Genomic DNA, 15,569 nt, shown 5'->3' with positions numbered 1-15,569 from the left:
ATCAGTAAACAAATATTAGCGTTTCACAGCGAGAATTTCACTCACTACACTCTGCGACACTGTTTTACTGCTTAAAAAGAGAAATGATGATGCAACCTGGAAAAGGGTTTTTAGTCTGGCTGGCCGGTCTTAGCGTGCTCGGCTTTCTGGCAACGGATATGTATTTGCCCGCCTTTGCTGCTATTCAGTCCGATCTGCAAACCCCTGCGTCTGCCGTCAGCGCCAGCCTTAGTTTGTTCTTAGCCGGTTTTGCCGTTGCGCAGCTTCTGTGGGGGCCGCTCTCCGACCGCTATGGTCGTAAGCCAATTTTATTGCTGGGATTATCCATCTTCGCCCTGGGTAGTCTGGGGATGCTATGGGTTGAAAACGCCACCGGCTTGCTGGTGCTGCGCTTCGTCCAGGCCGTCGGCGTTTGTGCCGCATCAGTAATCTGGCAGGCGCTGGTTACCGATTACTATCCCTCGCAAAAAGTTAACCGTATCTTTGCCACCATTATGCCTCTGGTCGGCTTATCACCTGCCCTCGCGCCCTTATTAGGTAGCTGGATCCTGGTACATTTTTCCTGGCAGGCCATTTTTGCCACCCTGTTTGCGATTACCTTGATCCTGATGTTGCCTGCCCTGCGGTTAAAACCGACGGCAAAAGCGCGTGACGATAGTCAGGACGCGTTGACGTTCGCGACGCTACTGCGTTCTAAAACATACCGTGGAAATGTACTGATTTATGCGGCATGTTCTGCGAGCTTTTTCGCATGGCTGACCGGCTCACCGTTTATCCTGAGCGAGATGGGCTATAGCCCGGCAGTAATTGGACTGAGCTATGTTCCACAAACTATCGCCTTCCTGATCGGCGGGTACGGTTGCCGCGCCGCACTGCAAAAATGGCAGGGTAGCCAGTTGCTGCCATGGCTACTGATCCTGTATGCAATCAGCGTTATTGCCACATGGGCAACCGGTTTTATTCACCACGTTGCACTGGCCGAAATCTTGATCCCATTCTGCGTCATGGCGATAGCGAACGGCGCGATCTATCCGATTGTCGTCGCTCAAGCACTACGTCCTTTCCCGCAGGCAACAGGACGCGCAGCGGCGATGCAGAACACGCTACAACTGGGTTTATGCTTCCTGGCAAGCCTTGTGGTGTCGTGGTTAATCAGTACTCCGTTGCTCACAACCACCAGCGTAATGCTGTCAACGGTGTTCCTGGCTGCGCTTGGATATAAAATGCAGTCGCAAAAAGAGAATGATTCGCTGGCGAGTGAGGGCTCTCAGATTGCACATGGTGAGTCACATTAATAACCGCCATAACTTAATTAGCTGGCTAACAATTTTCGGTTGAATCACCAAATATTCAGGCCTATACTGATTTCCAGTTGTTAAAATTACGATAATTATTCTGTGTTAACGGGAACAAGGTTGTTCCCGTTTTTCCACGGATGGTCTTTTCGGCAAGGGGTTCTCCCTTCCTCTGTTCTACGTCGGATAATAGATTACGGATTAATTCCGTGAAATTTCTCACAAGACCAAAAAAGCGTCTACGCTGTTTTAAGGTTCTGATCACCGACCAGTGATGGAGAAGCTATGAGTTCATCGTGTATAGAAGACGTCAGCGTACCGGATGATAACTGGTACCGAATCACCAATGAATTACTAAGCCGTGCGGGCATTACGATTAATGGTTCTGCGCCGGCGGATATTCGCGTTAAAAACCCCGTTTTTTTCAAACGTGTCCTGCAGGAAGGGTCGCTGGGTTTAGGTGAAAGCTATATGGATGGTTGGTGGGAATGCGATCGTCTGGATATGTTTTTTACCAAAGTCTTACGCGCAGATCTGGAAAGCCAACTCCCCCGCCATTTCAAAGATACTCTCCGTATCGCAACGGCGCGTCTGTTTAATCTACAGACTAAAAAGCGCGCGTGGGTTGTCGGCAAAGAGCACTACGATCTTGGCAACGATCTCTTTACCCGCATGCTCGACCCCTATATGCAGTATTCCTGCGCCTACTGGAAAGATGCCGACACCCTGGAAGCTGCCCAGCAGGCGAAGCTCAGAATGATTAGTGAGAAACTGCAGTTGAAGCCAGGAATGCGCGTGCTCGATATTGGTTGCGGCTGGGGAGGCCTGTCCCAGTTTATGGCAGCACAATACGGCGTGAGTGTGGTGGGCGTGACGATTTCAGCGGAACAACAGAAACTGGCGCAGGCGCGCTGTGAAGGGTTGGACGTTACTATTTTACTCCAGGACTACCGCGACCTGAACGACCGCTTTGACCGCATTGTCTCCGTCGGTATGTTTGAGCATGTGGGGCCAAAAAACTACAACACCTACTTTGACGTGGTTGATCGCAATTTAAAGCCAGATGGTCTGTTTTTGCTGCACAGTATCGGTTCTAAGAAAACTGACAATAACGTTGACCCATGGATTAACAAATACATCTTCCCGAACGGTTGTTTACCATCGGTACGCCAGATTGCCAACGCCAGCGAGTCACATTTTGTGATGGAGGACTGGCACAATTTTGGTGCGGATTACGATACCACGTTGATGGCCTGGCATGAGCGTTTCATGGAGAGTTGGCCGGAGATTGCCGATAATTATACTGAGCGTTTTAAACGCATGTTCAGTTATTACCTCAACGCCTGTGCCGGTGCATTTCGCGCACGTGATATTCAGCTTTGGCAGGTGGTTTTCTCTCGCGGTGTGGAACACGGCCTGCGCGTTCCCCGCTAGTTCTTTCGGCCCCCATTCGCGACGGGGGCTTTTCATCATGACTCAGGCCCCAGCCTCACCGGTGATGTTGCTGATCGCGCCTTCGCGCGCGGCCAGTACGCGCTCAACGGTATCAACAACAGCCTGTGTTTGTGGGTCGATTTCAATGTTTACCCGCGCACCAAGCTTTTTCTTGCCAAGCGTAGTACGCTCCAGCGTTTCCGGGATCAGATGCACGCAGAAGCGCGTCGGCGTCACTTCGCCTACCGTCAGGCTGATGCCATCAATACCGATAAATCCTTTATACAGGATGTATTTCATCAGCGACGTATCCTGGACCTTGAACCATATCTGCCGATTATTCTCGGAGGTCAGAATTTTCGACACCTCCGCGGTGGTCATAATATGACCCGACATCAAATGTCCGCCGATCTCATCGCTGAATTTTGCTGCACGTTCTACGTTTACCAGGTCACCTACCCGCAGATCGCCAAGGTTGGTAATACGTAGTGTTTCTTTCATCAGGTCAAAGCTGATGCGGTTGCCATTAATTTCAGTCACTGTCAGACAGCAACCGTTATGTGCAACCGATGCGCCGGTCTCCAGCGCCTCCAGCATGTATTCAGGTAACTCCACTACATGCGTGCGAAAATTTGGTTTCTCATCAATAGACACCAGTTTTGCGGTGCCCTGCACAATACCCGTAAACATACCTGTAACTCCTGAACTCAATTAAGACATCTCTGCTGAGCACAATAGCAGGTGAAAAAACAGGTTGCCAGCAATGCACCGCCCCCACCTGTTTTTTCACTGGAGAATTATGCATTCCTCGCTACAATAGACTGCAATTTCCTCAGCATTTTCTCCTTGCTGCCATTTAAGGCGGCTTTTTTGTCTCTTAAATAACAACAATAGATACTCAAAATAATTCGAGTTGCAGGGAAACGGTGAGTAAGGTCCGGGACATAAACCACTGTGTGACCGGGGCAAACGAACGCAACCAACAAACCTGCAGCCTGGAGTATGAAGAGTAATAAGGTGTAAACGTGCAAAAGTATGTAATAGAAGCGCGTCAGTTATTAGCTCTGGCAATTCCGGTGATTCTTGCGCAAATCGCCCAAACCGCAATGGGGTTCGTCGATACCGTCATGGCTGGAGGTTACAGCGCGACGGACATGGCGGCCGTTGCCATCGGGACCTCCATCTGGCTACCGGCCATTTTGTTTGGTCATGGACTGCTGCTGGCATTAACGCCAGTGATTGCGCAGCTCAATGGCTCTGGTCGCCGCGATCGCATTGCCCATCAGATCCGCCAGGGATTCTGGCTTGCGGGCAGCGTATCCATTTTGATTATGGTGGTGCTGTGGAACGCGGGATACATTATCCGTTCCATGCATAACATCGATCCGGCGCTGGCAGATAAAGCAGTCGGTTACCTGCGTGCGCTGTTGTGGGGAGCACCGGGGTATCTGTTCTTCCAGGTTGCCCGTAACCAGTGCGAGGGGCTGGCCAAAACCAAACCGGCGATGGTAATGGGGTTTCTCGGCCTGCTGGTGAACATTCCGGTTAACTATGTTTTCATCTATGGACATTTGGGTATGCCGGAACTCGGCGGCGTTGGCTGCGGCGTAGCGACGGCGGCAGTGTACTGGGTGATGTTTATCGCCATGCTCTCTTATGTCAAACATGCACGATCAATGCGAGATATCCGTAATGTGCGTGGCTTCCAGAAACCAGACACCGCAGTAATGAAACGTCTGGTCCAGTTGGGTTTACCCATTGCGCTGGCGTTATTTTTTGAAGTCACACTGTTTGCCGTAGTCGCACTGTTGGTTTCCCCACTGGGAATTGTTGATGTCGCCGGACACCAAATCGCACTGAACTTTAGCTCGTTAATGTTCGTACTGCCGATGTCGCTGGCTGCCGCCGTTACGATCCGCGTCGGTTATCGTCTGGGCCAGGGCTCTACGCTGGATGCGCAAACCGCCGCCAGAACAGGCTTAGGGGTTGGCGTTTGCATGGCGATGATAACCGCAATCTTCACCGTCACATTGCGTGAGCAAATTGCCCTGCTTTACAACAATAACCCTGAAGTCGTGACGCTGGCCGCGCAGTTGATGTTACTGGCCGCCGTATATCAAATCTCAGACTCTATCCAGGTCATCGGCAGCGGGGTCTTACGTGGTTATAAAGATACACGTTCTATTTTCTTTATTACCCTGACGGCATACTGGCTGCTGGGTTTACCGAGTGGATATATTCTTGCGCTGACCGATCTGGTTGTCGATCGCATGGGGCCTGCAGGCTTCTGGATAGGCTTTATTATTGGCCTGACCTCCGCTGCAGTGTTGATGATGCTGCGGATGCGCTATCTGCAACGCCAGCCGTCATCCATTATTTTGCAACGCGCCGCCCGATAACACGCAAATAGCCACCGCCTGGTGGCTATTTTTTTACCAGTTTCAGAATGGACTGGCATTACGGGCATTGATCAACTTTGCGCTAATGGGATGCACAAAATTCAATTCACTGGCATGTAGCATCAGCCGGGGCGTTCGTTCAGTACCGGGCAACAAGCGACCACCATACAGATCACAACCTAAAATAGGATGCCCCAACTGCTGGCAATGAATGCGCAACTGATGTGTGCGTCCGGTCTCCGGGCTGAGCTGCACCCGCGTCAATGGCAATAACGTCCCTTGCTCCACTTCGTGATAAAAGCGCTCGACAACCCGGTAATGCGAGCGCGCAGGCTTGCCGTTCACAGGACAAATCGTCATCAGCGGAAACAGTGCTGGATCTTTGGCTATCGCCGCATCGATTACCCCTTCGTCATTATCCAGATGCCCGCAGAGTAAAGCGCTATACATTTTCGTCACCGTTCGCTGGCTGAATTGCTGACAAAGTGCGGCGTTGATAGCTTTATTCCGCGCAATGACCATTAGCCCGGATGTCCCGAAATCAAGACGGTGGACCAGAGTGCAGCCGGGAAAAATCTGTACCAGCCGGTGATGCACTGAATCGAGATTTTGCGGATTTTTCCCGGAAAGGCTGAGTAACCCGGCGGGCTTGTTGATAAGCACCAGGTGTTCATCCTGATAGAGCGTCTCTATCTCATCATGGCACGACGGGGCAATAAAGGTATCGAAAATAGTAGACATCAGGCTGCCCGGATGGAGTGTGGGCGCGGATCATAACGAATTTTCAGCCTGCTGGCGAATCCAGGTTAAATTTAATGGTTAGCAAAATATTAATATAGACTTTAACCGGAGACTAAACGCTATGGCTTACTATTCCACGCTGATGCGCAAAATTCAAAAATACACGCCACCCCCTATAAATAAACAATGACTAAACGAGTTTATTATAAACATAAAATCAGTAACTGGTCGGATATGAGTCCATTGCAATAAATAAGAATATGCGACTCCTTTCCCTTACGATGAAATGGTAAAAATGAAAAAGTTAATGACGGCAATGGTTGTCGCTACAGCATTATCAGGTTGCGCACAACAAACCTTTGAAATAAATCATGGAATTTCTGAGAAACCAACTCAAGAAACCAGACAAACCTTTTTTGTTAACGGTATTGGACAGTCGCAAACCATTAATGCAGCGCGGGTTTGTGGCGGTGCTGATAAAGTTATTCGTACCGAAGTACAGGAATCAGGTATGGATGTTTTCTTACGAATCATCACTATTGGTATCTATACCCCTAAAGAAGCCAGAGTCTATTGCTCCAAATGATCCCTGTCAGCAGGCATTCCTGGAATGCCTGCTGCACTTTTGCAGTTCGGTGCCGCTATAGCTTACTCCTTTTGTTAACCCGCGGTTTAATGCCAGATCTTCTGATAACAGAATTACAATGTTGACAAACTATTTTGTTCGTTACTCTCATTCAGTTCATAGTTGAAACATTATGTAATGATTTAGAATTTGAGTATCGCCATTTTATATTTGATGTTGACATTTAGTTCTGTCATTACTTAAGGACCAACTCAGAAGGAGGCTTTCAATGCAAAAATATTTCCATTATCACTCGCAATATTGGGTATTCCTCGCAATTGCACTGGTCATTTACATACTGGCATTTCGTTAATACATATTGTCAATTGATTGCCTACATTATATAAAAATGAATGCAGTTCAAATCTGTATACAGTTCCCTGGTAAAAAAAACCAGAACAAATATGAATACTCTTTAGCGTATGATCTTCGCTTATAAGCTCACATGAAATGACGAAATCATTCTTTTCAGTGCAACGAGACAGACCCATTAGTTCACTCGAGTTAAAGATTTACCGCAACTATCGTGTGGTTCATGGAATACGCATTGCTGTGGCATTTGTTTTGACTTTTTTACTTATAAGAATGATGAAGTTACCCGATCATTCGTGGCCCCTTATTACACTTATCGTCGTTATGGGGCCTGTCAGCTACATGGGCAACGTAATTCCCAGAGCGTTTGAACGCATGGCGGGTACCGTAACAGGAGCGATTCTGGGGATCATCGCACTACACATTGAAGTCTATTCTCTACCCTTAATGTTGTTGTGGTGCGGCTGCGCTGCTTTCTTTTGTGGTTTTTTGGCTATCAGCAAACGTCCATATGCAGCCTTACTGGTAGGGATAACGCTGGCAGTAGTTAGCAGTGCTCCTGCCGGAGATATGCAAACAGCACTATGGCGAAGTACCAATATCATTTTAGGCTGTATTCTGGCGATGCTGTTTACCAGCATACTTCCCCAAAGGGCATTCATTAACTGGCGTATTCAGCTGGCCGATTTTTTATCTGATTATTTAAAAATCAATACTGCGGGCGTCTCGCGTAACGTGCTTTATCCTCCCAGAATGACCAGTCTGCAAACCCGGGCATTGAATAAAGTCGTCAAAATGCGCAATCTGATCACGCCAGTAAATAATGAAACCCGGATACCGATAAAACTGCTTGAAGAAATTCAGTCAATAACCCGTGATATGGTTGCCGCACAAAAATTTCAGCTCAACGCTCACTGGGCCTCACGCAGAAGTCGCTTTTTGATTCTAAACTCCCATGCTCTTTCCGATATGCAGGAAATGACTCAACACACGCTCAGAGCACTGGCTCATGCCCTGCATAAAGGAAACCCCTCACCAATAGCCTCAAACAGTGAACGTCTGAATGAAATCTCTCAAGAATTACATGACCTTTTACTTTCTTGTGAAAGTGATGACGTCATGGAAAGCGCGGTTCACGGATACGTCTGGTTAAGTATACAACTCACTGTTCAGCTTGAGACATTGTCTTCTTTAATCAACAGAGCGCTTACAGAGAAATGACTGAATATATCAATAATGATGAATTTAGTTTCTTCACCGGGAAAATGACCGAGAAATAATATAGCTGTTGGCACACGTCCTATCCCCCCACAAATTAGCGGGTATTCGCAGTGAAAGTTGGTAAATTTGCTGAACGGTTCTATAGTCGAGGCTGCTTCTCAGTTACAGGATTCACTAATGCGATTTAACGGACTGACCAAAGGTTTCTTCATTTTCATTCTTGCCCTCGTCACATGGGCGTTCTTCGACGTGCTGTCCCCCTACTTTTCCGCGATTCTGTGGGCCGCAATATTAACCACAATCTTTAACCCGGTGAAAAATAAACTTCGCAGCGCACTGGGGGATCGCAACGGGCTGGCATCGCTGATTACCATCGGTATTATCTGTCTGATTGTCTTTATCCCTCTGATGGTGATCCTGTCATCGCTGGCGATTGAACTGAATGTGGTTTACACCAAGCTGCAACAGAACAATACGCAGTTCCCGGAAGTGGTTAGCTCGATCCTGTCGTACCTTCCGGATTGGGCCAGAACGTTCCTCGCGGAACACAATCTCGATAATGTCACGCAGATCCAGAAAAAACTCTCTGACATTGCGTTACAGGGCGGGCAGTACCTCGCTGGTAGCGCGTTCCTGATCGGTAAGGGGACCTTCGGCTTTGCCATCAGTTTTGGCATTATGCTGTATTTACTGTTTTTCTTGCTGAAGGATGGGCCGTATCTGGTTCGACAGATTCTGGATTCGTTACCACTCTCAGATTTTGCCAAACAGCATCTGTTCGCCAAATTCGTCGGCGTTACGCGGGCGACGGTAAAAGGCACTGCGGTGGTTGCCGTTGTTCAGGGTACGCTGGGGGGCATTGCTTTTGCGATAGTCGACATTGACGGTAGCATTCTGTGGGGCGCGCTGATGGCGTTTCTTTCACTGGTTCCCGCGGTTGGTTCAGCGATTGTCTGGGTACCAGCAGCCATTTTCCTCTTCGCCACACAGCAAATTTGGCAGGGGCTGTTTATCGTCGGATTTTTCGTGATTATTGTCGGTCTGGTGGACAATATCCTGCGCCCGCTACTGGTGGGTAAAGACACTAAAATGCCTGACTACCTGATTCTGATTTCCACACTCGGCGGGATGGAGATCTACGGAATCAACGGTTTTGTTATCGGCCCTCTGATTGCTGCGCTGTTCCTTGCCAGCTGGAACCTGTTCTCCGGTCGTGACCACGAAGGAAATGCCGAAGGAATCGACGAAGCGTTTATGGAAGAAGGAAAAAATCCTCCAGATTTGTAATGGTGTGACGATAACAAAAGGCGGCCAATGGTCGCCTTTTTATTTTCACGCAAAATCATACGTTTCCTATAATTTCAATCATGCTTATTCATTAATCGTCGCAAAAGGAACTCACAGGTGCGAATCGCCACAATAACTAACTGGGCCTATAGCGCGACGGTATGTCTGACCATTGTCTCCGGCGTCGTCATGCTGATGGCGTCCAACGCAGATAATACCGAACGCCAGGCGGTAGAGCAGCGGTATGTATTCGACAAACTGACCGGGGAGGTGGAAACCGACGCCTGGTCGCTGTCTGATTTGGCCCGTTTGTACGCTGTCACTAAAAACCCTGACACCCTGGACACCTATCGCCAGAAGGAAACGTCGCTAAAAGAGATTGAGCACCGGCTGGCGAACCTGAAAGACGCCGGGGCAACGGGCGAAGAATTGGCGCTATTGCATGAAGGTCTACAAATCGTTGATACATTGCAGGAAGAGCAAGCGATGGCGTTTTCCAGCGTGGCGCGCGGAGAAGATCAGCAAGCCATCGCCCTGCTCTTCAGTAAAGCCTATGAACAGGAACTGGAGCGAGCGCAGGATCGGATAGACCATTTTCGGCAGATACTCGACAATCGTGTTCGCGACACGATTCAGGAAGCTACTCAGGCATCCCGCACCCTGCGCACGCTGTCAGAAGTGATGGTTGGACTGACGGCGCTGTTATTTTTGTTTGTCCTCGGATTTATTCTAAAACGCCGCGTGCTACGCCCCGTCGTGCGCCTCAGTGACGTTGTTCACCGGCTGGCTTCACAGGATTACGCCGTTGAAACGCCCAATTTCAACCAGATTGATGAGATCGGAGATATGGCGCAGGCAATCCGAATTTTTCGCGAGAACGGTCTGGTGCGACAGCGACTGGAGAAAGAGCGTGATGCAGACTGGGCGATACGCGAATTATTGGCACGTATGACGCAGCGTTTACAAGGTTGCGAGAATTTTGCGGATGTGATCAACGTAGCGGAGCTTTTTGCACCAAACATTGCGCCCGGGATTGCTGGTCGACTCTACATCCTTGATCGGGATCCCTGGCAGATGCGCTGTGTCGCTGAATGGCTTTCACCTGAGGGCAAAGCGGATGCTTTCCACCCGGATGAATGCTGGGCAGTTCGTCGTGGGCAGAGCCATCCACCGGTACACGGTGAGCCGGATATCGCCTGCTACCATCTGCCGGAATCGTGCCAAAATCACTCGCTGTGTGTGCCGCTGATTGCCCAGGGCGAAGCGATTGGTCTGCTCTCATTCCAGAATCTAAGCGAGGAAAGCGCACCTTCCCGAGCCTATCTGGAACTGATGGCGGAGGCACTCGGCCTGGCCTTAGCCAACCAGCGTCTACGCGACGCATTGCTGGAAAAGGCGCTCTATGATCCCCTGACCGGTCTGCGCAACCGTCATCATCTGGAAGATACCCTGCGAACCCAGATGAGCCAGGCAATACGCAATCAGGAGCCACTCAGTTGCCTGATGATCGATATCGATCACTTCAAAAACATAAATGACCGTTTTGGTCACGAAGCGGGTGACGGCGTCATCAAAAGCGTCGCTGCCATTATTCAGCGCGTTGTACACGACAATGGAATGGCCTTTCGCTACGGCGGCGAAGAGTTCCTGGTCCTGCTGACCAGCATGGGTGAAGAGGCCGCGAACCAACTCGCGACGGATATTTACAACGGCGTACGCGAACTGTCACTGCGTTTTGGCGTGTCGGATATTGGCCATGTTGATGTCTCTATCGGCGTTGCCAGTTACCCGCAACACGCGCAAAGCGACAACCTGCTACGTGCCGCAGACGTGGCGCTCTATCGCGCAAAAGAGTTGGGTCGTTCGCGTATTGTGAGCTTTGGTATGCTGGAAGCAGGCTGAAATATTCTCCATCCTGAAATGAGGGTTTAACATGCTGACAGGGCTTAACCATCTCACTCTTGCTGTTAGTGATGTAGCAAGAAGTTTTGATTTTTACGTGAACGAGCTTGGTTTTGTCCCTCAGGCCAGGTGGAGTCGCGGGGCCTATCTTTCACTGGGAGAGCTATGGTTATGCCTTTCCGCCGATGTCGTTAAACCTCAGTTGGACTATACCCACTACGCATTCAGCATCCAATCCGATAAATTTGCCCCTTTCGTTGAGAAACTGCGGTCATCCGGCATTGTCGAATGGAAGTCGAACAAGAGCGAAGGCCAATCCATTTACTTTCTGGATCCGGATGGACACAAGCTGGAAGTACATATTGGTAGTTTAGAGAGTCGGCTCAACGAGTGCAAAGCACATCCTTATGAAAAAATGGAGTTTTTCTGATGCAACTCGTGCGCCAATCCATCTATGCGTTTGTCCGTTTAAATATCTTTTCCCGGAAGGCTTCCAGGTGATATTTTTGCAAAAAGCCATCAACCTCCTGAGCCCATCGTATCCCCTCACCAAGAACGGCGCGGCTATGCGTTGATGTATAAAAATAACGTGTATCGTAGAGATTTATCAGCGTCTGATTTATCGCTGCAATTCGATGCTCAGGATTATTGAGCTGTTGCTTTTCCAGCGCCCGCATAATTCGTTGCTGGTGAACAGGATCTGAGGGGAACTCTCTTTCATTTAGTTCACTCAACACTAAGAAAGACGGCGCAATTTCCTCTTTAACTGCAGCCTGCAAACGGTAATGACCATCAAGGATCACAAACGCTCCCAGCCCGCCGATATACCAGACCAGCACTGGAGGCAATGTTCCCTCGCGAGATTTTTTACGCCACCATTTAACCCTGCCGGCATCCGGGCTTACGGGATAACGCCCAAGTAGCAGATGGTTTCCCCACCACCAGTCGACCAGTCTGACTTTATCCGGCTGGACAAGATCGGGAAAATCTTCACCGTAAAGCGTCCAGCGACAGCCAAAATTACCGCTACTTTCAGGAGAGTCAAAACGCCAGTTTTTAACAGGAAGAGACTGTTGTAATGAGTATGGCGATGAACGTCGGGTCAACGCCATTGGACTGAGTAACCAACGGAGAGGTGACAGTAGTGGCGCTGGCGCATTCATTAATTGACGAGAAAAATAACGACACCATTCACTCGTCCATGCCCTTTTCCCTTTGCTTTTGATCCGTTCAATATCTTCAGACGTTACGCAAGGTAATAACGCCTGCGGGCCTGAATGTTCCGAATTAAACACCACCCAGACACCAGAATGATCTTCCAGCATTGAAGCCCAGAATAATGTCTCTCCAGAGATCTGCAACGCCATCCGACCGTAGCGGCCACTTAGCATATCCATCACCGGCCCGGCTTTATGACTCTTCTTGAGGGTAAACTCCAGGCCAAGCCAGTTATTATCGCGATCACAAAGATCCTGCCACCAATACTCCGTCATGGTCTTCTTCCCTGATAATTATGCGAATTATTTTAAGGCGTTCACCCTGCCGACGAGTTACCGGCGGCTCACCGGGCTGTCGTGCTTTGTATCGCTATCTTCCCGGATCTCAACAGCGCCATCTCTTGCTTGCAGAGCAGTACTACTGCCTGGCGACCTTTTACACGATGGGATGTGAGCGCTCTTTTCACTGTACGGCGAGACGCGCCAGATTCCAGCATCTGATAACACATCAGAGAGAGCGCATGTTTGTTTTTCATCGAGTTAACCTTGTTTAGTGAATCCGTGCAGTAGCACCACCAGGGCAATATTTTACTACTATCTGCGCTGGCATTACTAACACCACGGTCAAAACCAGCCCCCGACAGGAATCATTTACCATCCCGTCACCACGTTGTCCCCTCGAGAAATAGAACAAAAAACAACCAAAGCAGATATAATTTAAGTGCGACCATGCGCGTATTCAATCTAAGGAGGTGCGCAATGGACAAAGCAGAAGTGAAGTCATTCGGTATTCCAGACGAAATTCGCGAATTTCCACATGGACGACTGGAGCTTCTCAATATAGGAGGAGCGATCGTCGGTCGTGCAGTACTGGAACCAGGCTGGCGTTGGGCAACATCCGTTCAACCCATCGCAGGTACGAAGAGTTGTGAAGCCCCTCACTTTCAGTATCACGTTGCCGGGGTGCTACGGGTGAAGATGGATGATGGTAGTGAATTCGATTGTCTGCCCGGTAACTTGTCACGCATCCCCCCGGGTCACGATGCCTGGGTGGTTGGGGATGAATCTGTAGTCATCGTTGATTTCCAGGGAATGGTGGACTGGGCCAGGCATAAAGACATCGCCTGTAACGACTCGCCATAATGTAAAAGACACGGAGGAATTTTGTATCACCAGCGGGTGTTGAATGATGCAGCCTGTACTCAGCAATAGCCAGGCACGTTGTTTAACCCCCGGATGGTCCTTTCTGAGCCAGTGAAAGCCGCGGTGTTATAGAGTTGATTATTTTCACCGCAGCACGGTTATTACCGCCATCCGCCATACTCGCAAAATACCGCACATGTTGTTGATACGGGTTGCGAATTTTAGCGATTCATTTTTAGCCAGTACGACTCCTGGCATTTACTGCGAAAAGTTTTCTCCCGCGGTCTGATATCCCGACCCGCCGCATCAACAATCCCCCATTTGATACAGCATTCCGGGCATATGTCTGATAGCGGTTGAACCAACTCATTTTCGCAAATACAACTGATAACGACCCCTGAATCATGATGCCAGGTCATATGGGAGATCTCTACTTCCGCCAAATCATCTCGATTCCAGAGCTCTTCAATGCAAATGACATTTTTCCCATTTTTAATTGCATTTACATAGTCGGCCAGGTTGTCCATCGCTTAATTTTCCAATAGATTGATGAGCGAATGTAAGGTAATCGCTGATTAGTTTTTCTCGCAACTCTGAAACCGTAACAAATTTCTGCACGATCCCCAATAACTCTCATCACTCAATCCCTATAGCTCCCGGAAACCAGGTGCATCACCTGGATATCAGTTTCACTGCAGGGAACGGTCAATTCCCGTCCCCTGCTCCGTCTTTTACCCCTCAGGCATAGCCGAAGAATGGTGCGTAGAAATTTTCCACTCTTTACCATCCCAGGCATAGGTGAAAGTGTAACGCGCTGAAACTGTGGACTTATCCGCGAAGGTAAATGTATAAGTTCCGGTGTCTATCGCCTTATTACAGCCAAGACGAATAGTACGAGTGTCGATTTTCCCGGTCGGTTTCTTCGCAAGAAAATGTTCAAAATAATCAATGCGTTCAGCATCCGTTAAACGGGCTTTATTGGATACTGTAGGTAGCAATACCGCATCACTAAGATAGTTTTCAGAAACTGTCTTCGCGTCGCCCGTTTTCAGCGACTCGTTCCACTTATCAAACAGGGCTTCGATTTGAGCTTCATTCACCTTCACACAGTCGGGAGCTGGTGCAGCAAAAACGGGAGCTGTCAGAATAGTAAGTGAAACAGCAAGACCTGGTAATTTATTCATACTAATCATTCCATTAGCGGTTATACGACAATGAAAACGTCATTGATAACCAGGTTGAAAATCAAACTGCATGCCATTCCAGTGGAAATCATCAGCAGACACTGAGAGAGATAGATAACGTTCCCATGAAGGGGAAAGGTATTTAATACAATGAAATATTTAGAGATTTCTGGTTAACATCGCTTGTATAGCGTGGTTTAACTACCTTCATTATTATAGTTCAGCAATTGCACGCTTTCTGAGCGCCCGCGCGTTTGAACATATTCAGCAGGTTCATACACTCCACTGGCTTGAATGAACTACAGGCTCCCTTCGGGATCACACTTTTCAGACCTGGTTATTCACTTACAAAAACCAGGTGTTATCATTCACGCCGTAAATATCTATCAACTCAATCCGAGGCTTTGATGCTGGAGAATGTAATCATCCGATAATCAGCTTCCCGACCTTTTCAGGCCGGACTGATTATCAATGCGCCGAAATTGTATGCGGACACCGCTGTGTGTTTGCACGTTTTGCACATGATGATTAAACAGGTTTTCCAGTATGAATTTATCCCGTCAGGAACAACGTACCTTACACGTTCTCGCCAAAGGTGGGCGTATTGCGCACGTCCGTGATTCGTCAGGCCGCGTTACCTCTGTTGAATGCTACAGTCGCGAAGGACTTTTGCTCGCAGACTGTACGCTCGCCGTCTTCAAAAAACTCAAAACAAAAAAACTGATTAAATCCGTCAATGGTCAGCCCTACCGCATTAATACCACCGGGCTGAACAATGTTCGCGCCCAGTCCGATAACCGTTAAGGAGA

Annotated in this window: 16 protein-coding genes; 10 read left to right on the top strand and 6 right to left on the bottom strand. The window is 48.8% G+C overall.

Features of this window, described 5'->3' with window-relative positions:
* The first annotated feature begins 89 nt into the window (after positions 1-89).
* Together punC and cfa are read left to right on the top strand one after the other, a co-directional pair.
* Entirely contained in the window at positions 90-1,295 is a 1,206-nt protein-coding gene (gene punC, locus OGY01_RS23080; protein ID WP_286493811.1) for a purine nucleoside transporter PunC, read from the top strand.
* Positions 1,296-1,580: 285 nt separating this feature from the next.
* Positions 1,581-2,729 (top strand): cyclopropane fatty acyl phospholipid synthase, encoded by a 1,149-nt coding sequence (gene cfa / locus OGY01_RS23075; protein ID WP_048221527.1) that lies wholly within the window; start codon positions 1,581-1,583, stop codon positions 2,727-2,729.
* Positions 2,730-2,771: 42 nt separating this feature from the next.
* Here cfa and OGY01_RS23070 read toward each other — a convergent pair whose 3' ends face one another.
* Positions 2,772-3,419, bottom strand: a complete 648-nt coding sequence (locus tag OGY01_RS23070; protein ID WP_200011775.1) for a riboflavin synthase subunit alpha — start codon at positions 3,417-3,419, stop codon at positions 2,772-2,774.
* 335 nt (positions 3,420-3,754) lie between these two features.
* Here OGY01_RS23070 and mdtK point away from each other — a divergent pair, with 335 nt between their 5' ends.
* Positions 3,755-5,128: an MdtK family multidrug efflux MATE transporter gene (gene mdtK / locus OGY01_RS23065; RefSeq protein ID WP_045442423.1), complete on the top strand. Its 1,374-nt coding sequence runs from the start codon at positions 3,755-3,757 to the stop codon at positions 5,126-5,128.
* 42 nt (positions 5,129-5,170) lie between these two features.
* Here mdtK and OGY01_RS23060 read toward each other — a convergent pair whose 3' ends face one another.
* Positions 5,171-5,869 (bottom strand): RluA family pseudouridine synthase, encoded by a 699-nt coding sequence (locus tag OGY01_RS23060; RefSeq protein ID WP_286493792.1) that lies wholly within the window; start codon positions 5,867-5,869, stop codon positions 5,171-5,173.
* Positions 5,870-6,164: 295 nt separating this feature from the next.
* Here OGY01_RS23060 and OGY01_RS23055 point away from each other — a divergent pair, with 295 nt between their 5' ends.
* From OGY01_RS23055 to fos, 5 genes are all read left to right on the top strand, one after another.
* Positions 6,165-6,455, top strand: a complete 291-nt coding sequence (locus tag OGY01_RS23055) for a Bor family protein (protein ID WP_048221530.1) — start codon at positions 6,165-6,167, stop codon at positions 6,453-6,455.
* Between the two features lie 510 nt (positions 6,456-6,965).
* Entirely contained in the window at positions 6,966-8,027 is a 1,062-nt protein-coding gene (locus OGY01_RS23050; protein ID WP_370637143.1) for an FUSC family protein, read from the top strand.
* A gap of 177 nt (positions 8,028-8,204) precedes the next feature.
* Positions 8,205-9,314: an AI-2E family transporter gene (locus OGY01_RS23045; protein ID WP_045442417.1), complete on the top strand. Its 1,110-nt coding sequence runs from the start codon at positions 8,205-8,207 to the stop codon at positions 9,312-9,314.
* A 117-nt stretch (positions 9,315-9,431) separates the two neighbouring features.
* Positions 9,432-11,216 carry a diguanylate cyclase gene (locus tag OGY01_RS23040; RefSeq protein ID WP_286493791.1) on the top strand — a complete coding sequence of 595 codons (1,785 nt, stop codon included), beginning with the start codon at positions 9,432-9,434 and terminating at the stop codon, positions 11,214-11,216.
* Between the two features lie 31 nt (positions 11,217-11,247).
* Entirely contained in the window at positions 11,248-11,646 is a 399-nt protein-coding gene (gene fos / locus OGY01_RS23035; protein ID WP_045442412.1) for a fosfomycin resistance glutathione transferase, read from the top strand.
* Positions 11,647-11,668: 22 nt separating this feature from the next.
* On the opposite strand, the gene OGY01_RS23030 is transcribed toward fos, so the two are convergent.
* Together OGY01_RS23030 and OGY01_RS23025 are read right to left on the bottom strand one after the other, a co-directional pair.
* Entirely contained in the window at positions 11,669-12,709 is a 1,041-nt protein-coding gene (locus OGY01_RS23030; RefSeq protein ID WP_286493790.1) for a hypothetical protein, read from the bottom strand.
* 68 nt (positions 12,710-12,777) lie between these two features.
* Positions 12,778-12,969: a hypothetical protein gene (locus OGY01_RS23025; protein ID WP_045442408.1), complete on the bottom strand. Its 192-nt coding sequence runs from the start codon at positions 12,967-12,969 to the stop codon at positions 12,778-12,780.
* 223 nt (positions 12,970-13,192) lie between these two features.
* Between OGY01_RS23025 and OGY01_RS23020 the strand changes: the two genes are divergently transcribed.
* Complete coding sequence (locus OGY01_RS23020; RefSeq protein WP_048221534.1) at positions 13,193-13,576, top strand: cupin domain-containing protein; 384 nt, start codon at positions 13,193-13,195, stop codon at positions 13,574-13,576.
* 221 nt (positions 13,577-13,797) lie between these two features.
* Here the strand turns inward: OGY01_RS23020 and OGY01_RS23015 are convergent, their stop codons facing one another.
* A complete protein-coding gene (locus tag OGY01_RS23015) occupies positions 13,798-14,103 on the bottom strand; it encodes a hypothetical protein (RefSeq protein WP_045442396.1) in 306 nt (101 codons plus the stop codon).
* A gap of 204 nt (positions 14,104-14,307) precedes the next feature.
* Complete coding sequence (locus OGY01_RS23010; protein WP_045442394.1) at positions 14,308-14,760, bottom strand: SgcJ/EcaC family oxidoreductase; 453 nt, start codon at positions 14,758-14,760, stop codon at positions 14,308-14,310.
* Between the two features lie 546 nt (positions 14,761-15,306).
* On the opposite strand from OGY01_RS23010, the gene OGY01_RS23005 reads away from it, so the two are divergent.
* On the top strand, positions 15,307-15,564 hold the full coding sequence (locus OGY01_RS23005) for a YjhX family toxin (RefSeq protein ID WP_045442392.1): 258 nt from the start codon (positions 15,307-15,309) through the stop codon (positions 15,562-15,564).
* The last annotated feature ends 5 nt before the right edge of the window (positions 15,565-15,569 follow it).

It is taken from the genome of Citrobacter sp. Cm038 (assembly GCF_030333105.1).
GTDB lineage: Bacteria > Pseudomonadota > Gammaproteobacteria > Enterobacterales > Enterobacteriaceae > Citrobacter > Citrobacter murliniae.
The sequence above is the reverse complement of the archived record's forward strand: the minus strand, read 5'-3'. Positions and strand labels throughout refer to the sequence as shown.